This window comes from Streptomyces sp. MBT53 (assembly GCF_016654115.1).
Lineage (GTDB): Bacteria > Actinomycetota > Actinomycetes > Streptomycetales > Streptomycetaceae > Streptomyces.
This window is the reverse complement of the sequence record NZ_JAEQAZ010000002.1, coordinates 103,883-123,428: the sequence shown is the minus strand read 5'-3', so window position 1 is coordinate 123,428 and position 19,546 is coordinate 103,883. Positions and strand designations below refer to the sequence as shown.

At 72.4% G+C, this 19,546-nt stretch carries 19 protein-coding genes; 11 read left to right on the top strand and 8 right to left on the bottom strand.

Annotated features, from left to right (window positions below):
- Nucleotides 1-210: 210 nt before the first annotated feature.
- Genes JHN45_RS54305 through JHN45_RS01635 form a run of 3 tightly spaced genes read right to left on the bottom strand, consistent with a single transcriptional unit; the run spans nt 211 to nt 2,398 of the window.
- Nucleotides 211-1,044, bottom strand: coding sequence for a methyltransferase domain-containing protein (locus JHN45_RS54305; protein WP_201047685.1), 834 nt, complete (start codon nt 1,042-1,044; stop codon nt 211-213).
- A complete protein-coding gene (locus JHN45_RS01640; protein WP_201047684.1) occupies nt 1,041-1,658 on the bottom strand; it encodes a DUF2064 domain-containing protein in 618 nt (205 codons plus the stop codon). The genes JHN45_RS54305 and JHN45_RS01640 overlap by 4 nt, the downstream gene beginning before the upstream one ends.
- Nucleotides 1,655-2,398, bottom strand: coding sequence for a glycosyltransferase family 2 protein (locus tag JHN45_RS01635; protein WP_201047683.1), 744 nt, complete (start codon nt 2,396-2,398; stop codon nt 1,655-1,657). Before JHN45_RS01635 ends, JHN45_RS01640 begins: the two co-directional genes overlap by 4 nt.
- 105 nt (nt 2,399-2,503) lie before the next feature.
- Here JHN45_RS01635 and JHN45_RS01630 point away from each other — a divergent pair, with 105 nt between their 5' ends.
- On the top strand, nt 2,504-3,259 hold the full coding sequence (locus JHN45_RS01630; RefSeq protein ID WP_201047682.1) for a response regulator transcription factor: 756 nt from the start codon (nt 2,504-2,506) through the stop codon (nt 3,257-3,259).
- A 2-nt stretch (nt 3,260-3,261) separates the two neighbouring features.
- A complete protein-coding gene (locus tag JHN45_RS01625) occupies nt 3,262-4,374 on the top strand; it encodes a sensor histidine kinase KdpD (protein WP_201047681.1) in 1,113 nt (370 codons plus the stop codon).
- Between the two features lie 332 nt (nt 4,375-4,706).
- On the opposite strand, the gene JHN45_RS01620 is transcribed toward JHN45_RS01625, so the two are convergent.
- The 3 genes from JHN45_RS01620 to JHN45_RS01610 form a co-directional block, all read right to left on the bottom strand.
- Nucleotides 4,707-5,705: an NAD(P)-dependent oxidoreductase gene (locus JHN45_RS01620; RefSeq protein ID WP_201047680.1), complete on the bottom strand. Its 999-nt coding sequence runs from the start codon at nt 5,703-5,705 to the stop codon at nt 4,707-4,709.
- Between the two features lie 75 nt (nt 5,706-5,780).
- Nucleotides 5,781-6,479, bottom strand: coding sequence for a response regulator transcription factor (locus JHN45_RS01615; protein WP_201047679.1), 699 nt, complete (start codon nt 6,477-6,479; stop codon nt 5,781-5,783).
- Entirely contained in the window at nt 6,476-7,687 is a 1,212-nt protein-coding gene (locus JHN45_RS01610; protein WP_236583063.1) for a sensor histidine kinase, read from the bottom strand. Before JHN45_RS01610 ends, JHN45_RS01615 begins: the two co-directional genes overlap by 4 nt.
- Before the next feature lie 143 nt (nt 7,688-7,830).
- Between JHN45_RS01610 and JHN45_RS01605 the strand changes: the two genes are divergently transcribed.
- The gene (locus tag JHN45_RS01605) at nt 7,831-9,444 is read left to right on the top strand and encodes a nitrilase-related carbon-nitrogen hydrolase (protein WP_236583062.1); all 1,614 of its coding nucleotides are present in this window, start codon (nt 7,831-7,833) and stop codon (nt 9,442-9,444) included.
- Nucleotides 9,445-9,799: 355 nt separating this feature from the next.
- A complete protein-coding gene (locus tag JHN45_RS01600; protein WP_236583061.1) occupies nt 9,800-11,146 on the top strand; it encodes a hypothetical protein in 1,347 nt (448 codons plus the stop codon).
- Nucleotides 11,147-11,195: 49 nt separating this feature from the next.
- On the opposite strand, the gene JHN45_RS01595 is transcribed toward JHN45_RS01600, so the two are convergent.
- Nucleotides 11,196-12,227, bottom strand: coding sequence for a LacI family DNA-binding transcriptional regulator (locus tag JHN45_RS01595; protein WP_200716149.1), 1,032 nt, complete (start codon nt 12,225-12,227; stop codon nt 11,196-11,198).
- A gap of 188 nt (nt 12,228-12,415) precedes the next feature.
- Between JHN45_RS01595 and JHN45_RS01590 the strand changes: the two genes are divergently transcribed.
- Complete coding sequence (locus JHN45_RS01590; RefSeq protein WP_201047677.1) at nt 12,416-14,437, top strand: beta-galactosidase; 2,022 nt, start codon at nt 12,416-12,418, stop codon at nt 14,435-14,437.
- 483 nt (nt 14,438-14,920) lie between these two features.
- The gene (locus JHN45_RS01585; protein WP_200708782.1) at nt 14,921-15,202 is read left to right on the top strand and encodes a helix-turn-helix domain-containing protein; all 282 of its coding nucleotides are present in this window, start codon (nt 14,921-14,923) and stop codon (nt 15,200-15,202) included.
- Between the two features lie 8 nt (nt 15,203-15,210).
- Here JHN45_RS01585 and JHN45_RS01580 read toward each other — a convergent pair whose 3' ends face one another.
- On the bottom strand, nt 15,211-16,041 hold the full coding sequence (locus tag JHN45_RS01580; protein WP_201047676.1) for a ribonuclease BN: 831 nt from the start codon (nt 16,039-16,041) through the stop codon (nt 15,211-15,213).
- 179 nt (nt 16,042-16,220) lie between these two features.
- Between JHN45_RS01580 and JHN45_RS01575 the strand changes: the two genes are divergently transcribed.
- From JHN45_RS01575 to JHN45_RS01555, 5 genes are all read left to right on the top strand, one after another.
- Nucleotides 16,221-17,183: an SMP-30/gluconolactonase/LRE family protein gene (locus JHN45_RS01575; protein WP_201047675.1), complete on the top strand. Its 963-nt coding sequence runs from the start codon at nt 16,221-16,223 to the stop codon at nt 17,181-17,183.
- Between the two features lie 164 nt (nt 17,184-17,347).
- Nucleotides 17,348-17,809 (top strand): fluoride efflux transporter CrcB, encoded by a 462-nt coding sequence (crcB, locus tag JHN45_RS01570; RefSeq protein WP_201047674.1) that lies wholly within the window; start codon nt 17,348-17,350, stop codon nt 17,807-17,809.
- Nucleotides 17,806-18,186 (top strand): DUF190 domain-containing protein, encoded by a 381-nt coding sequence (locus tag JHN45_RS01565; protein ID WP_201047673.1) that lies wholly within the window; start codon nt 17,806-17,808, stop codon nt 18,184-18,186. The genes crcB (JHN45_RS01570) and JHN45_RS01565 overlap by 4 nt, the downstream gene beginning before the upstream one ends.
- Nucleotides 18,183-18,557: a fluoride efflux transporter CrcB gene (crcB, locus tag JHN45_RS01560; protein WP_200708777.1), complete on the top strand. Its 375-nt coding sequence runs from the start codon at nt 18,183-18,185 to the stop codon at nt 18,555-18,557. The genes JHN45_RS01565 and crcB (JHN45_RS01560) overlap by 4 nt, the downstream gene beginning before the upstream one ends.
- An 88-nt stretch (nt 18,558-18,645) precedes the next feature.
- Nucleotides 18,646-19,482, top strand: coding sequence for an undecaprenyl-diphosphate phosphatase (locus JHN45_RS01555; RefSeq protein ID WP_200708776.1), 837 nt, complete (start codon nt 18,646-18,648; stop codon nt 19,480-19,482).
- Nucleotides 19,483-19,546 lie beyond the last annotated feature (64 nt).

Below are 19,546 nucleotides of genomic sequence, written 5' to 3'. Positions count from 1 at the left end.
GTTCGGGGTGGCCCTGTGGTTGGTGGGCGCGGCGGTGCTGCACGACCTGGTGCTGGTGCCGTTGTACGCGGGCGCGGACAAGGCTCTCGCACGGGTGCTGGGCGCCGCAGGACACCGGGAGTGGACGAGGTACGTCCGGGTCCCGGCGCTGCTCTCCGGTCTTCTGCTGCTGGTGTGGTTCCCGCTGATCAGCGGGGAGGTCGCGGACCGCTACAGGTCCGCCACCACGCTCTCCGGCGACGGGTTCCTGTCCCGCTGGCTGTTGGTCACGGCGGCGCTGTTCGGCGGTTCGGCCGTGCTGCTCGTCCTGCGGTCGCTGCGGCTGCTGCGGTTGCGCAGGGCGAGGAAGGAGCGGTCGTCGGCCGTCCACTGACCCTCCGGGCGCCACCCGGCCCAGCCGGCGTGGCGCAACAGGGCCGGGGTGCCGAGACGGGCCCACGGGAAGGACGTACCGGAGGCTCCACGGCCGTCGGCGACCCGCACCCGTACCCGTTCGTCGACGTCGACCGGAGCGGTCTCGACAATCAACAGCCCTTTATCGGCGAGGAGTTGGGACATCCGCCGCAGCAGGGCGTGCGGGTCGCCGCCGATGCCGACGTTGCCGTCGATGAGGAGGGCGGTGTCCCAGCGGCCCTCGCCGGGGACGGCTTCGAAGACGGACCGGCGCAGTGCCTGCCCGCCCAGCCGGACGGTGTGCGCGACGGCGGCATCGCTGACGTCGATGCCCAGCACCGGCCGCCCCTGCGCGGCGAGCGCCGCGACGAGCCGCCCAGGCCCGCAGCCCACGTCGAGCACGGCCCCCTCGCACCGGCGCAGCACCTCCCGGTCCGCCGCGTCCGCCTCCGCGCACCAGCGCTCCACCTCCAGGGGCAGCAGCCAGCCGTCGGTACGGCGGAGGAAGAGCGGGCCGCGACCGGTGCGCAGGGCGTCGGTGTACGGGTCGGCGGACCAGGGGCGTGCGGGGGAGTCCGAGGGCGCACAGTCGACGAGGGTGGTTACGGGGCGCGCGCCCTCACCGGTCGGCACCGGACGCGCCGCCCTCACCTGCCGACTCCCGTCCTCAGCCGCGCCAGTTCCCTCGCGAACCGCCCCTCCGGCGCCTCGGCGGCGACCAGCTCGGCGTCGTACGCCGTGTCGACGTCCCGCAGAGGCGGAAGGTCGCGGACGCGCAGGCCCGCGGCGGTCAGCCGGGCGCGTTGTACGGCGCCGGTGGTCGGTGTCGACATCGGTACGCCCCGCAGGAGCGCCGGATCGGGGTCGGCGAGGCCGAGCGCCCAGAAGCCGCCGTCCTCGGCCGGGCCGAAGTACGCGTCGCAGTCGGCGAAGTCGACGGTGAGGAGCGCGGGCGTCACCTGCGGGGTGTCCATGCCGATCAGCAGCGCGGGCCCGTCACAGCCCGCGAAGGCGGCGGCGAGCCGTTCGTCGAGCCCGCCTCCGCACTGCGGTACGACGTCGAAGCCCGGCGGCAGCCAGGGGCCCGGCGTTCCGTCGAGCACCAGCACCCGGCGCCGTGCGGGCGTCGCCAGCAGTACGTGCAGGGTGTCGGCGAGCGAGGCCTCGGCGAGCGCGGCGGCCTCCTCGGGCGAGAACGGCGGAGTCAGCCGGGTCTTCACCCGTCCTGGGCGCGGTTCCTTGGCGATGACGAGAAGGGTGGTCACCGGGAATGGGCTCCTTGAGGTGAGGGGACGGCTGTCGGCGCTGTCGCGGGTTCGGCCAGTACCCGGCGCATGTCCCGTACCGCGTGCCAGGTGCCGCGCCAGGTCCCGGTGACCTTGGAGGCGCCGGTGCGCGGCAGATACGGCACGTCGTGCTCGGCGACGCGCAGACCGGCGTCGGCGGCGCGCACCACCATCTGGAGCGGATAGCCGCTGCGGCGGTCGGTGAGGCCGAGGGCGAGCAGCTCCGTGCGGCGGGCGGCCCGCAGCGGGCCCAGGTCGTGCAGCCGCAGTCCGGTGCGGCGGCGCAGCATCCGGGCCAGTGCGAGGTTGCCCGCCCGGGCGTGCGCGGGCCAGGCCCCGCGCCCCTGCGGGCGGCGCCGCCCGAGCACGAGATCGGCCTCGCCGTCGCGTACCTCGCGCACGAAGTCCACCAGCAGGGACGGGTCGAGCGAGGCGTCGCAGTCGCAGAAACACACGATGTCCGCGGTGGCGGCCAGCAGCCCGGCGTGGCAGGCGGCGCCGAACCCGCGGCGCTCCTCGCGCACGACGGTGGCGCCGAGGCTGTGGGCGAGGGCCGCCGAACCGTCCGTGGACCCGTTGTCCACGACCAGCGCGCGCCAGCCCCGCGGAATGCGGGCCAGTACCCAGGGCAGGGCCTCGGCCTCGTCGAGGCAGGGGAGGACCACGTCGACGGGCGCCGGGTCCGGATCTGGTGGGGGAGGTGTCGTCACGGCTTTCACCCTACGAGCGTGAATCCGGCATAACGGGCTTCGGTTCCTTACGAAACACGGACGTCGGGGCAGCGGATTCGGAAGGCGGGCGCGGCCGGTGGGACCCTTGATGACATGCAGCAGCCGTACGAATCCCCAGGTGCCGTGCCCGTCGAGAGCGGGCAGGCCCACCCGACGCGCGTCCTCGTGGTCGACGACGACCCGACCGTCGCCGAGGTCGTCTCCGGATACCTCGACCGCGCCGGATACGTCGTGGACCGCGCCGAGGACGGGCCGGGCGCGCTCGCCCGCGCCGCCGCGCACTGGCCGGACCTGGTGGTCCTCGACCTGATGCTGCCGGGCATGGACGGCCTGGAGGTGTGCCGTCGGCTGCGCGGCCACGGACCTGTGCCGGTCATCATGCTCACCGCGCGCGGCGACGAGGACGACCGGATCCTGGGCCTGGAGGTCGGCGCCGACGACTACGTGACCAAGCCGTTCAGCCCACGCGAACTCGTCCTCCGCGTGGAGTCCGTCCTGCGCCGCAGCGGCCCCCCGGCCGTGACCCGTCCCCTGCGCTCGGCGGGACTCACCGCCGACCCCGCCGCCCGCCGCGCCACCAAGAACGGCACCGAACTCGCCCTCACCCTCCGGGAGTTCGACCTCCTCGCCTTCTTCCTACGGCACCCCGGGCGCGCCTTCAGCCGGGAGGACCTGATGCGGGAGGTCTGGGGATGGGACTTCGGCGACCTGTCGACCGTCACCGTGCATGTGCGACGGCTGCGCGGCAAGGTCGAGGACGACCCCGCCAGACCCCGCCTGATCCAGACGGTGTGGGGCGTCGGCTACCGCTTCGAGCCCGCCCGCACCGGCTCCGTAGAGGAAGGCTGATCATGCGCGACATGGTCCTCATCGCCCTGTTCGCCTTTCTGGGCGCCGCCGGGGCCGGGGTGCTCGGCGCGGGCGCGCTCTGGCTGCTGCGCCGGCGGTCGCTCACCGCGTCCGTGTCCGTGGTCGCCGCGGTCGCGGTGACGGCGATGTTCGCGGGCACGCTGGCGGTGGCCCAGGCGATGTTCCTGTCCTCGCACGACCTGTCCGTCGTCACCACCGTCGTCGCCATGGCGGCCGTGGTCTCCCTGCTCACGGCGCTGCTGCTCGGCCGCTGGGTCGTCGCCGGCAGCCGTGAACTCACGCGCGCCGCACGGGACTTCGGCGACGGCGGCGACTTCTCGGCACCCGAGGGCGCGGCGACGGCCGAACTGGCCGACCTGAGCCGGGAGTTGGCCGCGACCAGCGCCAAGCTCGCCGAATCCCGGGACCGCGAACGCGCGTTGGAGTCCTCGCGCCGCGAACTCGTCGCCTGGATCTCCCACGATCTGCGCACCCCGCTCGCCGGACTGCGCGCGATGTCCGAGGCCCTGGAGGACGGCGTCGCCGCCGACCCCGACCGCTATCTGCGCCAGATCCGCACCGAGGTCGAACGCCTCAACGACATGGTCGGCGACCTCTTCGAACTCTCCCGCATACACGCCGGGACCCTCACGCTCTCCCCGTCGCGGATGTCGCTCTACGACCTGATCGGCGACGCCCTCGCCGGCGCGGACCCCCTCGCCCGCGAGCACGGGGTACGGCTGGTCGGCGACCGGATCGTGGCGGTGCCGGTCGAGGTGGACGGCCGCGAGATGAGCCGGGTGCTGGGAAACCTGCTGGTCAACGCGATCCGGCGGACACCGGCCGACGGCACGGTCGCGGTCGCCGCCGAGCGGTCCGCCGAGGGCGTGGTGCTGTCCGTGACGGACGGCTGCGGCGGTATCCCGGAGGAGGATCTGCCCCGAGTCTTCGACACGGGCTGGCGCGGCACCCACGCGCGGACGCCTCCGGCGGGGGCGGGCCTGGGCCTGGCGATCGTGCGCGGCATCGTCGAGGCCCACCAGGGCCGGGCCGCCGTACGGAACGTGTCCGGCGGCTGCCGCTTCGAGGTGACACTGCCGATGGCCGAGGGCTGAACACCGCAGGCTCCCTCGGCCGCCCGGCCGGACCGAGGGACAGCGCCAGGCCGGACCGGGAGCAGGCGTCGGATCGGACCGAGGGACAGCCGCCGGGCCGGACCGAGGGCCGGCGCCAGGTCAGGGCGGGGGCAGGCGTCGGATCGGACCGGAGACAGGCGTGGGATCGGACCGAGGGACGGCGCCAGGTCGGGCCGGGGACAGCCGCTGGCCAGGCCGAGGGGGCAGCCGCCCGGCAGGGCCGCGAGCGACAGTCGCCGGGCCGAGCCGAAAGACAGGCCGAGGGGCGGCCGCCGGGCGGCGAACGCAGGAGCGCCCCGGCCGCCCAGCCGCTACCGCTCCCCGCGCAGCTTCGACACCGCGAACTCCCGCATCCCCTCCGGGAATCCGACCTCCGCCTTCCAGCCCAGCTCGGCCCGCAGCCGGGACGAGTCCGCCGTGATGTGGCGGACGTCGCCGAGCCGGTACTCCCCGGTGACCACGGGCTCGGGCCCGCCGTACGCGGCGGCCAGCGCGTGCGCCATCTCGCCGACCGTGTGCGGGTCCCCGCTGCCGGTGTTGTACGCGGTCAGCGCCCCCGCCCGGGACTCGGACTCCAGCGCCGTCACGTTGGCCCCCGCGACGTCCCGTACATGTACGAAGTCCCGCCGCTGGCCGCCGTCCTCGAACACCTTCGGGGCCTCGCCACGGGCGAGTGCGGACCGGAAGAAGGAGGCGACCCCGGCGTACGGGGTGTCGCGCGGCATCCTCGGGCCGTACACGTTGTGGTAGCGCAGCGAGACGGCCGAACCACCCGTGGCGCGCGCCCAGTTCGCCGCCAGATGCTCCTGGGTCAGCTTGGTCGTCGCGTACACGTTGCGGGGATCGACCGGAGCGTCCTCGCCCACCAGTCCCGGCGTCAACTCCTCGCCGCAGCGCGGACATCGGGGCTCGAAGCACCCGGCGTCCAGGTCGGCCGCGGCTCGGGGCCCCGGCCGTACGGGGCCGTGCCGCTCGCAGGTGTAGGCGCCCTCGCCGTAGACGACCATCGACCCGGCGAGCACCAGTCGGCGCACCCCCGCCTCGGCCATCGCGCTGAGCAGCACGGCCGTGCCGAGGTCGTTGTGGGAGACATAGTCGGGCGCGTCGCCGAATCCCGTGCCCAGTCCGACCTTCGCCGCCTGATGGCATACGGCGTCGACGCCCGGCAGCGCGGACGCGACCGCCTGGGGATTGCGCACCTCGTGGCCGTCGCGCAGGTCGAAGACGACCGCTTCGTGCCCGCGTGCGGTCAGCGCCTCGACGACATGGGACCCGATGAACCCGGCACCGCCGGTGACCAGTACTCGCATGGGTCAGACGCTAGGACCGCGGACCCGGCGGGCGGCAGTGTCACGGCCGCCGTGTCATCGGTCCGTAAGACCTGCTCACGGGGTTCCCGTGAGGCCCGCGCGCTGCGCGATCAGGGCGGCCTGCACCCGGTTGTCGAGGCCGAGGCGGGTGAGGATGCGGTTGACGCGGCTCTTCACGTTCGCCTCGCTGAGCCCGAGGTCGGAGGCGATCCGGGAGTTGGAGAGGCCGCGCGCGACCAGGACGAGGACCTGCAGTTCGCGCTCGGTGAGCAGTTCCGTCAGCGCGGGCTCGCCGGGTGCCGGTGGCGTGTCCGGGGTGCCGGGGAGGAGCGCGGTGGGCACCGCGGTCAGGGTGTCGATGAGCCGACGCGTGACGCTCGGCGCGAGCACGGGCTCCCCGTCGACCGCCGCGTGGAGGGCGCGGGCGAGGTCGTCGGGACGGCTGTTCTTCAGCAGGAAGCCGGCCGCGCCCGCGCGAAGCGCCGCGTGCACGTACTCGTCCAGGTCGAACGTGGTGAGGACGACGACCCGCGGCGCGGGCCCCGGCCCGGGCCAGTCGCGGACGATGCGCCGGGTGGCCTCGACGCCGGTCGTGCCGGGCATGCGTACGTCCATCAGCACGACGTCGGGCCGGAGTTCGACCGCCCGCGCCACGGCCTGTTCACCGTCCGCCGCCTCGCCGACGACAGACAGGCCCTCCCGGCGGTCGATGACCAGCCGCAGCGCGGTCCGGACGATCTCCTGGTCGTCGACGACGAGCACACGTACGGTCATCCGGCCGCCTCCGCGGTTCGTGGCGCCGTCCCGCACAGGACGGCGCGCAGCCCCCAGCCGCCGTCCGCGCGCGGCCCTGCCGCCAGCTCACCGTCGAAGGCCGCCACGCGTTCCCGCATGCCGACGAGCCCCCGGCCGGATCCGGTGACGGACCGGTGCCCCGGAGCGGCCGGGTCGTTGCGCACCTCGATGACGAGGCCGCTGTCGTCGCCGCACACGCTGACCAGCACATCCACGGGCCCCGCGTGCTTGACCACGTTGGTCAGCGCCTCCTGCACGATCCGGTACGCCGAGACCCGCATCCCCGCGGACGGCGCCGCCCCCGCCCGGATCTCCGGCGCGTACGTCACCCGGCACCCCGCCGACCGGGCGGCGTCGATGAGGGTGTCGAGGTGGTCGAGGGACGGTTCGGGCGCGAGTTCCCGCTCCCGGAACGACAGCAGCCCGAGCAGGCGCCGCATCTCGACGAGCGCGGTGTCGGCGGTGGTGGCGATCAACTCGACCCCCTGAGCCGCGAGGGGCGGATCGTCGTCCATGACGTCCTGCGCGGCCCGGGCCTGTACGGCGATGGCGCTGACGTGGTGGGCGACGACGTCGTGCAGATCGCGGGCGATACGCGCCCGCTCGGCGATCGCCGCCTGCCGGGCGTTGAGCTCCTGCTCGGCCCTGAGCCGGCGGTTGAGGTCGCGCAGCCGGTCGGCGTCGGCGCCGATCCTGCGTCTGCCGTGTCCCAGGGTCCAGGCGAGGGCGAAGAAGAAGACGAACGTGGTGGCGCTGATCGGCTCGAGCGACCCGAGGTGCGGTGTCTGCCAGTGCCCGCTGAGAGCGTCGGCGGTCATGGCGGAGGCGAGGCACAGCAGAGTCCCCGGCACGCTGGCCGCGACCGGTTCGTACCGGGCGAGGGCGTACACCCCGATCATCAGCAGGAACGGGCCGGGGATCTTCCCCGGGATCGGCCCGAGCACCTGGAAGGCGACGTAGAGGACGGTCATCGCGGCCAGGACGGTACGGGGACGGGTCCGCCGCCACAGCAGCGGGACGGTCTGCGCTCCCCACAGGGCCACGGCCCATGCGCTCGGCGTGGGGCTGCGGCCGAGCACGGTGGCCATGTCGAACAGCGTCAGGCCGCCGCCGAGCGCGACATCCGTCAGTCGCGGCCGGGCGGCGAACCAGCGCTGTGCGGCCCGTGGCAGGGCCCTCGTCTCCATGACCATCTCAGTTCATCAGGCTAGGGCAGCGGCAGTTCGGCCGGATCCTCCGCCGGTCGCGCATCGATGGTTGCGCGGTCCCGCAGGAGATCGCCGCGGGGACGGAGGCGCCATGGGGTCCCGCACTCCTAGCGTCGTTCCCCATGACGAACCTCCCCGGAGAACAGACCCGCCCTTCTCCCGCCACGGCTGAGGTGACCAAGTCCCGTGACAGGAAAGGGAGTTCACGCCCAGCCGCGAGGTGGACCCTGCTCCTGCTCGGCACCGGGACCTCGCTGTTCGCGGTGGGCGGCCGGTGGGACGTCCCGGCCGCCGCCTGGATCTCCCTGGTGCTCCTGCTGCGCTTCACGCGGATCGGCCGTGCCTGGTCCGGGGCCCTGTGGATCTGGGCGGCGCACGCGGTGGCCGCCGTCTTCTGGGTCCAGGAGTCGGCGATCGGTTTCGGCCCGGTGGTGGTCGCGGGCGCCGTCGCGCTGGCCGCCCTGCAGACGCTGCCGTTCCTGGCCGACCGACTGCTGACCGGCCGACTGCGCCCGGGCGTCGCGGCCCTCGCCTTCCCGGCCGCCGTCGCCGCCACGGAGTTCCTGATCACGGTGGTGTCCCCGTTCGGCACGGCCTACGGCTCGCTCGCGGTCACCCAGTACGGCGACCTTCCGCTCCTCCAGGTCGTCTCCGTCACCGGCCCGTGGGGGATCGGTTTCCTGATCGCCTACTTCGCCAGCACCGTCAACCGCCTCTGGGAACGGCCCGGTTGGCGGGGCGGCCTGGTCTACGTGGCCGTACTGCTGACCGTCGTACTCGCCGGTGGCGCGCGCCTCGCCCTCGCCCCCTCCACGGCCTCCACCGTCCGTGTCGCCGGAATCAGCCCCGCCCGGGCCGTGACCGACGCCCAGCAGGCGGTGTTCTCCAAGGTCCTGGACATCGCCACCGCGCCCGCCGCGACGGTCGAACCCGCCATGACCGCCGTCGAGAACGACCTGCTGGTCGCCACCCGGCGCGAGGCCGCCGCCGGAGCGAAGATCGTCATCTGGCCCGAGGAGGCCGTCAAGGTCCAGGAGGCCCACGAGCCGGCCGCCGTCGCCGCCGCCCAGGACCGGGCCCGCCGGTCGGGCATCTACCTGGAGATCGGCGTCCGCGTCTACAGCCGGAGCGGACCCGCCCACGACAAGGACGAGGCGCTCCTCATCGACCCGCGCGGAAAGGTGCTGTGGACCTACCAGAAGGCCCACCCCATCCCCGGCTCCGAGAAGTTCACGCCGGGCGACGGCCGCGTGCCCGTCGCCGACACCCCGTACGGCCGGATCGCCAATGTCATCTGCTACGACGCCGACTTCCCCGCCATGATGCGGACCCGGGCCGACATCATGCTCGTCCCCTCCCACGACTGGCGGGAGTACGGAGCCGCACACACCGAGAAGGCGAGCCTGCGGGCCGTCGAGGGCGGCTACTCACTGATCCGCCAGGACGCGGAGGGCGTCTCGGCCGCCTACGACCACGAGGGCCATGTCCTCGCCACCACCGACTACTTCACGACCGAACAGCAGACCATGGTGGCCTACGTGCCCGTCCGCGGCGTCACCACGATCTACGACCGGATCGGCGACACCTTCGCCTGGCTCTGCCTGGCCTGCGTCCTCGCGCTCGCCGTCACCGCCCTCGCCCGGCCCCAGTGCCGGACCGTCCCCGCCGAAGAAGAAGCTCAGCACGACCGCGACGGTCGAGGCGGCCGCGAGCCGCAGACCCCAAGCGGCCGCTGAACCGTCCACGAGCACGGACGAGACGGCGGGCAGGCCGAGCAGGACACCGCTCAGGGGCAGCGAGCCCGCACCGCTCAACAGATAGACCCACAGCGGGGGTTCGTTGGAGACGACGAGGACCGAGGCGGCGAGGACCACGATCACACTGAGTACGACGGTGAGCGAAGTGATGTCCATGGCCACGAGCATTCCGGCCGACGGCCGGTGAATCGTCGGCGCGGCGGAGGATCGGCGTCTCTACCAAAGGGTATAGACACGCCTCCCACTACAACCTTCCGTATCGGCAGATCGTCTAACTCCCGCCCGGCACCGAGCACTTGCCGGGGTCACTGCTGTACCAACAATGGGGGATGTCATGAGATCTGTCTCCGTCCGGCGTCGCTTGCGTCGCGGAGCCTGTGCCGGCGCCGTGGGGGTGCTGGTCCTCACCGGTCTCGGGAGCGGGTCCGCCTTCGCCGACGACGAGCCGCAGACCGACAACCTGTGGATCCAGGCGCCGTACGACCAGTCGGTCACCGTGGCCCCGGCCGACGGCACGGCGATGTACCGGACGCTGAAGCTCGGGCTGTACCACGACAACGACAACTTCACCGTGACGGACGGTCACTTGACCGTCGACGTGTCCGGGCTCGCCGGGGTCGCGGAGGTGGCCTGGCCCGACAACTGCACGCCGAACGGCGCGGGCACCGTCGCGGTCTGCGACACCGGGGACGTGCCCACGCGCTACAGCGCGGAGGTGCAGCTCCAGGTGCGGGCCGTCGCGGGCGCCGCCGTGGGAGCGCAGGGCACGATCGAGTACTCCGCCGAGGCCACCGGCGGACCCGACGGCACCCTCACCGCTTCGGAGGGCAACGAGACCCCCGTCACCGTCCGCACCGGCCCGGACCTCGGCATCGAGGCCCAGCAGGACAGGGCCGGCGTCCCGGTCGGCACCGACATCACCGTGCCCTTCGCCGTCACCAACACCGGCAACGAGACCGCCCACGGCTTCACGGTCCAGCTGTACGCGACGTACGGCCTCGACGTCGTCACCCGCTACCCGCAGTGCACCTACACCGAGCCGGACGCCACTGGCACCTACATGCCCATGACGCACGCGACCTGCGCCTTCGACACCGACATCGCACCCGGCGCCACCGTCGAACTGCCCGCGCCGCTGCAACTCACCGTCAACGACCACGCGCTCTTCGAGCGGTTCGACTACGGCATCGAGCCCGTCGACGGCGTCACCGACCTGGACAGCTCGGACAACGGCCGCGCCTGGAACATCGACGCCGACAACACCGCCGACTTCGCCGCGCACGGCACCGAGGTGAGCGGCGCGGCCGGCGACACCGTCACCGCCGCCATCCGGTTCACCAACGACGGCCCGGCCTGGGTCGCCAACGCCGGCTCGGGCGACCCGGTCGCCACGGTCGACTTCTACCTCCCGGAAGGCACCACCGCCACGTCCATGCCCAGCACCTGCCACGGCGCCCGGTCGGCGGGCGACGACTCGACCGTCCCGCACTACGCCTGCGACCTGCCCATCTGGGCCGGACCCGGCGCGGACGTCAGCTTCCCGTTCCGGCTGCGCATCGACCGGGTCGTCCCCGACGCGACCGGCCACGTCATCGTCCACGCCCACGCCGACAGGCCCGCCGCCTTCGACCCGAACAGCGCGAACAACACGGCCGAGGTGACCGTCAACCCGACCGCCTGACGGCGGTGCGGAAGTGAGGAGGGGGGCGCGCCGACGGCTCGCCCCCCTCCTACGTCGACTCCCGCTTCACCAACTCCGTCGGCAGGATCACCGCCGACGTGTCCTCGCCGCCGATCTGCGCCAGCAGCACCCGCACCATCTCCGCGCTGATCCGGTCGAACGGCTGCCGCATCGTGGTGAGTTCGGGGCTGGACGCGAGCGCGGCGGGGGAGTCGTCGAAACCGCCGACCGCCACGTCCTCCGGCACCCGCCGCCCGGCCCGCTCCAGCGTGGTCAGCACACCCCGCGCCATCAGGTCCGAGGCGACGAACACCGCGTCCAGGTCCGGGACCTGGGCCAGCAGCCGCTCGGCGCCGCGCTCGCCGCTGAGCCGGCTGTAGTCGCCGGAGACGACGAGCCGGTCGTCCACCTCGACGCCCGCCTCGGCGAGCACCTCCTTGTAGCCGGCGAGGCGCTCGACACCGCCCGGGGTGTCCAGCGGCCCGGTGACCGTGCCGATGCGGCGACGGCCCAGGGAGAGCAGATGCCGGGTCATGTCCCGGGCACCATCCCGGTCGTCGGCGGCCACATAGCTGATCTTGGAGCCGAGCCCGATCGGCTTGCCGCACGCGACCAGCGGCACGCCCGCCTCGCTCAGCTCCTCCGCCACCGGGTTCCCGGAGTGGCTGGACACCAGCAGCACCCCGTCGACATGCCCGGAGGTGATGTACCGGGTGATGCGCCGCCGCTCGTCCTCGGTGCCGGCCAGCATCAGCAGCAGCGGGATGTCGTGCGCGGCCAGCGCCTGGGTGCAGCCGCGCAGCAGGATGTTGAAGTTGGGGTCCTCGAAGAACTTCTCCTGCGGCTCCGTCAGCAGGAAACCGACCGAGTCCGAGCGCCCGGTGATCAGCGAGCGGGCGTGCCGGTTCACGACGTAGCCCGTCCTGCGGATGGCCGCGTTGACGGCCTCCTGCGCGGCCGGGCTCACATAGTGCCCGCCGTTGAGGACCCGCGACACCGTGCCCCGTGAGACACCCGCCTCGCGTGCCACGTCATGGATCGTCGGTGGTCTGCGCCGACCCCCCGTATTGCTCATGGTCACGACTCTACGGCTCCCGGGCCCGGAGCCCGAAGCACCGCTGGAGGAGCACTATGGGAGCGTTCACAGCATTCACGGCAGAGAAACATCGGGGACACTTGTCAGCGGTCACGGACGTGCGGTTATGTTGGGGCAGCGCCTCAAGGCGTGCTGTGTGCACGTTCCCAAATGATCGACTACGGGAGAGATCCATGCCGGAGACCACACCCAAGGGGCTCACCAGGCTCGCCTTCGGTGGGGACTACAACCCCGAGCAGTGGCCGGAGAGCGTCTGGCAGGAGGACGTCCGGCTGATGCGGGAGGCCGGCGTCACCATGGTGAGCGTCGGGATCTTCTCCTGGGCCCTGCTGGAACCCGAGTCCGGTGTGTACGACTTCGGCTGGCTCGACCGCCTCCTCGACCTCCTGCACGAGCACGGCATCCGCGCCGACCTCGGCACCCCCACGGTCGCGCCGCCCGCCTGGTTCTACCGCGCCCACCCCGAGGCCCTCCCCGTCACCGCCGACGGCACCCGCTACGAGTTCGGCTCACGCGGCGCGATCTGCCACAGCAACGCCGACTACCGCGCCGCCGCCGCGAACATCACCACCCGCCTCGCCGAGCGCTACGGCACCCACCCCGCCCTCGCGCTGTGGCACGTCTTCAACGAGTACGGCGTCCCCGTCTCCGCCTGCTACTGCGACTCCTGCGCCGCCCACTTCCGCCGCTGGCTGACGACGACGTACGGAAGCGTCGACGGCGTCAACGAGGCCTGGGGTACGGCCTTTTGGGGCCAGCGCTACGCGACCCTCGACCAGATCAACCCGCCCCGCCTCACCCCGACCGCCGTCAACCCGGCCCAGGCGCTGGACTACACGCGGTTCGCGGACGCCACCATGCGCGAGAACTTCGTCGCGGAACGGGACATCCTGCACCGCCTCGCGCCCGGCATCCCGGTGACCACCAACTTCATGGCCGCCCTCAGCCAGTGCGAGTCCGTCGACTACTGGGCCTGGGGCCGCGAGGTCGACCTCGTCACCAACGACCACTACCTGATCACCGACGGACGCCGCACCCACGTCAATCTCGCGATGGCCGCCGACCTCACCCGCTCGGTGGCGGGCGGCGCCCCCTGGCTGCTCCTCGAACACTCCACCTCGGGCGTCAACTGGCAGCCCCGCAACCCCGCCAAGGCCCCCGGCCAGATGGCCCGCAACGCCCTCTCCCACGTGGCGCGCGGCTCGGACGGCGCGATGTTCTTCCAGTGGCGGCAGTCCCGGCGCGGCGCCGAGAAGTTCCACTCCGCGATGCTCCCGCACGGTGGCACGGAGACGCGCGTCTGGCGTGAGGTCGTCGAACTCGGCGCGTCCGTCGAGGAGTTGAGCGCTGTGCGCGGGACGCGCACACAGGCCGACGTGGCCGTCGTATGGGACTGGCAGTCGTGGTGGGCGCAGAAACTGGAGTGGCGCCCCAGCCAGGACCACGACGCCCGCGAGCGCGCGGACGCCTTCTACGAAGCCCTCTACGACCGCCACCTCACCGTCGACTTCTCCCACCCGGAAGCCGACTTGTCGGCCTATCCCCTTGTCGTCGTACCCGCCCTGTACCTGACGACGGAGGCGGCCGGCCGCAACCTTCAGCGGTACGTCGAGCAGGGCGGCACCCTCGTCGTCTCCTACTTCTCCGGCATCGTCGACGAGCACGACGCCGTCCACGAGGGCGCGTATCCCGGCGCGCTGCGGGACGTACTCGGCCTGACGGTCGAGGAGTTCTCGCCGCTGCTGGAAGGCGACCGGGTGCGCGTCACCGGCCCCGACGGCTCCGAACTCACCGGCGACGTATGGACCGAGTTCGTCGTCCCGCGCGGCGCCGAGACCGTGTGGACGTACGCCGAGGGCCTCACCGCCGACCACCCGGCCGTCACCCGGCACCGCCTCGGCGAGGGCACCGCGTGGTACGTGTCCACGCGGCTCGACGCGCACGGTCTCGACGCCCTGCTCGGCTGGGCCGCCGAGGACGCCCGGATCGCCCCGCGCGCCGAGCTGCCGTACGACGTGGAAGTCGTGCGCAGGGAAGGGGAGTCGGGGAGTTTCCTCTTCGCGATCAACCACAGTGCCTCGGACGTCAAAGTGCCGCTGGGCACCGACGGCACCGAACTGCTGACCGGCGAGCGGGCGGCGGGCGGTCTCGCGGTTTCCGCCGGTGCCGTGCGGGTCGTACGACTCGACGGCTGAGCCGACTCCCCTCCGCCCGCGAGAGCCGTGAGCCGCGGGCGGAGGGGGACGTCCGACGCCCGGCGCGCGTGCGTTCTTGTGCGGCTGTGGCAGTGTGGGTCAGTCAACTCCTGTTCTGGAGGCGGGAGTTCGTTCCCTGGCGGGTTACCGCGTCCCGTCCGTTGCGCTGCGCCTCGGCGTCGACGGCACCGAGCCGCTGGCCGGTGAACGTGCCGCGGGCGCGCGGCTCGATGGCGTTCGGCGCGCGTGCGTTCTTGTGCGGCTGCGACGGTGTGGTTCGGCCAACTTCGGTTGCGGAAGCCGGAGTTCGGTCCCGGCGGTCTCCGCGCGTCCCGCACGTAGCCCCATGCCCCAGCGGCGACCGCCGCGTCGAACAGGAACGGTCGGTCCCGGACAAGGGGCACCGAGTCCGGGACGCGGTGGACCGTGCTGCGGGAGAGTGGGGGGACGCGGCAAGCGGCGCGCAGGACGGAGGGGCACGAGATGCTGAGGACTCCGGCAAGTCAGCGGCGATTGGACATCCTGGAGTGGCTGAGAGATCCGGCCGCCCACTTCCCGGCGCACCGGTATCTCGCCGAGGCCGGGGTCAGCGCGGAGGCGGTGGCGGCCAAGCTGGGGGTGTCCCGCCAGGTGGCCGACACCCACCTCGAACTCCTCGCGTCCCTGGGCCTGTTGCGCACCCGGCGGATCCGGCTGCGTACCTACTACCAGCGCGACGAGGTCCGGATCGCCGAGGTGGCCCGGATGTTCGAGAAGGGCTGGTAGGCCGAGCGTCACGCCGTGTCCCGGCCGACGTCCGCTCCCTCCGGTGGTTCCGGTTGCGTGCGGAACGACGCGTCCGGGTCCCCGAACCGCTCGCACAGCAGCCTGCCCACCAGCGCGCCGCCGTAGAGCACGAACCCCACGCCGACCAGCCAGGACTCCACCACCAGCACCGTGCCGACCGGGCCGTAGCTGACCGCGTTGGTGACCAGGAGCGGGGTGAACACCAGGTACGAGAACCAGCGCAGGCCGACCAGGCCCGCCATCGTGGCGAGCGCGCCCGGCAGCAGATAGCGCCAGTGGACCTGGCGGCTGAGCAGGAAGTGCGGGCCCCACCAGAAGAACAGCAGACCGGCCGCCATGCTGAGCAGGATGCGGGGCGTGCCCGCGAGGACGTTGCGGGTCTGCACCTGCGCGTACAGATAGCCCATCAGCATGACCAGCCAGATCAGTTGGCGCCAGATGCGGTGCCAGGGCGCACCGGTCGGGCGCCACACGTGCTCGTATCCGCTCTGCACACTCGACGCGAAGGACAGCCCGAACAGCGCGAGCAGCGCCACGCTCCAGGCGCTGGTGGTGCCGATGACCTTGCGGGGCGGGGTGAAGACATCGGTGAGCGCACGGGCCGAGCGGCCGGACAGGTCCATGCCGTCAACCAGCCACAGCGCGAACCCGCCGTGCCCGATCGGGTCGGCCGCGGCCACCACGATCAGCAGCGGCGCCAGTGTCACGAGGGCGAGCGTCGCGAATCCCATGGCCCGGTGCAGCAGCTCCAACTCCCGCCCGCGCCGGTTGAGTTCGGCCAGGCCCAGGCGCTGCCACGCGGTGCGGACACGGTTCACCGGGGCGTTCCCGCGTGGCGGGCGGCCGACCACGTCATGCGAGGCCCCCTTCTCACTTCTCGCCTGTCGGCAGCGCGATCCGGGTCACCGGGAATACGCTCGGCAAACGTGACCGGGTGCGGCGATGACCGGGAAGAACAGCAAGCGTACGCGCGCCGGTCCCAACCGTGGAGGTGTTCGTGGACCGACCCGAGGCGCTGCTCGCCCGCCGCTACGTCGCGATCGGCGGCGTGGGTCCCGAGGACGTGGTGGCCGACGCCCGCGGCCGGGTGCTGACCGGCGTCGAGGACGGCCGCATCCTCCGTCTCGACGGGCTGATCGACCCCGAGGCGGTGCGGGTGGAGACCCTCGCCGACACCGGCGGACGGCCGCTCGGCCTCGAACTCCTCCCGGACGACGCCCTGTTGGTGGCCGATTCGGAACGCGGGCTGCTGCGCGTGGACTTGGGGGACGGAAGCGTACGCGTCCTCGCCGACTCGGTGGCGGGGGAGCCGCTGCGGGGCTGCAGCAACGTGGTCGCACTGTCGGACGGCAGCGCGTACTTCACCGTCTTCAGCCTCCGCTACCCGATCGATCAGTGGATCGGCGACATCGTCGAACACACCGGCACGGGACGGCTGTTGCGCCTCGCACCCGGCGCCGACAGCCCCGAAGTCCTCCTGGACGGACTCCAGTTCGCCAACGGACTCGCCGCGAGCGCCGACGAGTCCTTCCTGGTCGTCGCGGAGACCGGCGCCCGCCGGCTGACCCGCTACTGGCTCACCGGGCCGAAGACGGGCCTGAGCGAGTCCTTCGCCGACGACCTCCCCGGAATGCCCGACAACCTCTGGCGCGGCGGCCCGGACGGGCCGATCTGGGTGGCGCTGGCCGGCCCGCGCGTCCCGCCACTCGAACTCCTCCACCAGGCACCGCCCGCCGCGCGGCAGGCCGTAGCCCGGGTCGCCGTACGCGTGCCCTTCCGCCCCACCGGCATGATCGGAGCCATGGCGTTCGACGACGACGGAGCCGTCGTCCACCACCTCGTCGCGCACGGCTCGCCCTACCGGATGGCCACCAGCGTCTGCGAGGCGGCCGGGCACCTGGTGCTCGGCAGCGTGCGGGAGCGCGGGATCGCGCTGTGCGAGCCGCCCGCCCCGAAGTGACCCCGGCACGTCACCGGCGTTACCCTGATGCCCGGCCGCGAGCACTCCTCGCGGCGCGGCGGTGGGGCCCGCCGTACCCGAACCGCGGCAGAGGTGCCGCCAACGGTCCCTACTTGTAGAGGCGTGTGCCCCCAGGGCCCCCGACGAGTAGGAGACGTACGGCCATGACAGCTCCCGAGGCCGAGAGCGTCCGCGCCCGGCCACAGGCCCCACGCCCGTCCGTCTGGCGCGGTCAGGGACCCGTGGTCGCGGTGGTCGCGCTCGGCGGCGCCATCGGGGCCACGGGGCGCTACGCGGCCTCCCTGTGGTGGCCCGCGCAGAGCGGCGGATTCCCCTGGACGACGTTCTGGATCAATGTCGTCGGGTGTGCCGTGATCGGCGTGTTCATGGTGGTCATCACCGATGTGTGGGCCGCCCACCGGCTGGTGCGGCCGTTCTTCGGCACCGGTGTGCTCGGCGGCTTCACCACCTTCTCGACGTACGCCGTCGACATCCAGAAACTGGTCGACGCGGGCCATCCCCGCACCGCGCTGGCCTATCTCGCCGCGACCCTGCTCGCGGCCCTCGCGGCGGTGTGGCTCGCGGTGACGGCGGCCCGGCGCGTCCTGAAGTGGAGGCAGCGATGACCAGGCTGACCGGCAGCGCCCTGCGCGTGACCGTCTTCATCGGCGAGAACGACACCTGGCACCACAAGCCCCTCTACACGGAGATCGTCCACCGCGCGCACACCGCCGGGCTGGCCGGCGCCAGCGTCTTCCGGGGCATCGAGGGCTTCGGCGCCTCCTCCCTGATCCACACCACCCGGCTGCTGTCGCTCAGCGAGGACCTGCCGGTGGCCATCGTGATCGTGGACACCGAGGAGCGCGTACGGGACTTCCTGCCGCAGCTCGACGAACTCGTCACCGGGGGACTCGTGATCCTCGACGACTGCGAGGTCATCCGGTACGCGGGCCGTACGGATGCGTCCCGCACATCGGACGCGAAGGGTAAGAAGTCGTTGTGAACTGGCTGTTGGTCGTCGCGGGAGCCGTCGTCGGCGCCCCGCTCCGCTATCTCACCGACCGTGCCGTGCAGACCAGACACGACTCCGTCTTCCCCTGGGGCACCTTCGCGGTGAACGTCACCGGCTGTCTGATCCTGGGCACCCTCACCGGCGCCGTGTCCGCCGGTGCGGCGGGCTCGCATCTCCAACTCCTCGTCGGGACAGGCCTTTGCGGGGCCCTGACGACGTACTCCACCTTCTCGTACGAGACACTGCGACTGACCGAGACAGGGGCGGGGCTCTACGCTGCCGCCAACGTCGTCGGCAGCGTGATGGCGGGCCTCGGTGCGGCATTTGTCGGGGTGTCGATCGCGCAGGCCCTGTGGGCGTAAGAAATCGGGCGGATCCCGCGCCCGTACAGGACCGCCTCCAGCGCTATTGTCTACAGCACTGTCGACCAATCCCGAAGAACTGGATCTCATGAGCGTCATCAGCGTCGGTCAGGCCGCCGTCCTCGGAGTCGTCGAGGGGGTGACCGAGTTCCTGCCCGTCTCCTCCACCGGCCATCTGAAGATCGTCGAGGGGCTGATGAACATCCCCGTGGACGACGATTCCGTCGTCGGGTTCTCGGCCGTCATCCAGGTCGGCGCCATCGCCGCCGTGCTCCTGTACTTCTTCAAGGACATCGTGCGGATCGTCACCGCCTGGGGGCGCGGCCTGTTCAACAAGGAGGAGCGCTACCACCACGACTACAAGTTCGCGTGGTGGGTCATCTACTCGACCATCCCGATCGTGATCGTGGGCCTCGCCGCGAAGCCGCTCATCGACGGCCCGCTCGGCTCGCTGTGGGTGGTCGCCGCCTCGCTGATCGTCGGCAGCGGTGTCATGTGGGCCGCGGACCAGATGGGCCGGCACAAGCGCGGTGAGGACGACACCACCTTCAAGGACGCGATGCTGGTGGGCAGTTCACAGATCCTCGCGCTGCTCTTCCCCGGTTTCTCGCGCTCCGGCGCCACCATGTCCACCGGTCTCATCCTCGACCTGGACCGCCTCGCCGCCACCCGGCTCTCGTTCTTCCTCGGCATCCCGGCCCTGACCGGCGCCGGCATCTACGAGCTGAAGGACGCCCTGGGGTCGGGCGTCGGCGCCGCCCCGCTCGCCGTCGGCACGATCGTGTCCTTCGTGGTGGCCTACGCCTCCATCGCCTGGCTGCTGAAGTTCGTCGCGAAGCACTCCTTCAACGCCTTTGTGATCTACCGGATCATCATCGGCGTCCTGCTGTTCGGGCTGCTCGGCGCGGGTGTGCTCAACAGCTGACACCGCCGGGTCGATCATGACGGAGGGCGTGAAGCCGGATTTTCAGGCTTCACGCCCTCTGTAT

What these genes read in the sequence shown, in the direction of transcription:
- JHN45_RS01630 (WP_201047682.1), top strand. Translation starts at nt 2,504, where the DNA reads ATGCAGCAGCCGTACGAATCCCCAGGTGCCGTGCCCGTCGAGAGCGGG.
- JHN45_RS01625 (WP_201047681.1), top strand. Translation starts at nt 3,262, where the DNA reads ATGCGCGACATGGTCCTCATCGCCCTGTTCGCCTTTCTGGGCGCCGCC.
- JHN45_RS01620 (WP_201047680.1), bottom strand. Translation starts at nt 5,705, where the DNA reads ATGCGAGTACTGGTCACCGGCGGTGCCGGGTTCATCGGGTCCCATGTC.
- JHN45_RS01615 (WP_201047679.1), bottom strand. Translation starts at nt 6,479, where the DNA reads ATGACCGTACGTGTGCTCGTCGTCGACGACCAGGAGATCGTCCGGACC.
- JHN45_RS01610 (WP_236583063.1), bottom strand. Translation starts at nt 7,687, where the DNA reads ATGGAGACGAGGGCCCTGCCACGGGCCGCACAGCGCTGGTTCGCCGCC.
- JHN45_RS01605 (WP_236583062.1), top strand. Translation starts at nt 7,831, where the DNA reads ATGACGAACCTCCCCGGAGAACAGACCCGCCCTTCTCCCGCCACGGCT.
- JHN45_RS01600 (WP_236583061.1), top strand. Translation starts at nt 9,800, where the DNA reads ATGAGATCTGTCTCCGTCCGGCGTCGCTTGCGTCGCGGAGCCTGTGCC.
- JHN45_RS01590 (WP_201047677.1), top strand. Translation starts at nt 12,416, where the DNA reads ATGCCGGAGACCACACCCAAGGGGCTCACCAGGCTCGCCTTCGGTGGG.
- JHN45_RS01585 (WP_200708782.1), top strand. Translation starts at nt 14,921, where the DNA reads ATGCTGAGGACTCCGGCAAGTCAGCGGCGATTGGACATCCTGGAGTGG.
- crcB (WP_201047674.1), top strand. Translation starts at nt 17,348, where the DNA reads ATGACAGCTCCCGAGGCCGAGAGCGTCCGCGCCCGGCCACAGGCCCCA.
- JHN45_RS01565 (WP_201047673.1), top strand. Translation starts at nt 17,806, where the DNA reads ATGACCAGGCTGACCGGCAGCGCCCTGCGCGTGACCGTCTTCATCGGC.
- JHN45_RS01555 (WP_200708776.1), top strand. Translation starts at nt 18,646, where the DNA reads ATGAGCGTCATCAGCGTCGGTCAGGCCGCCGTCCTCGGAGTCGTCGAG.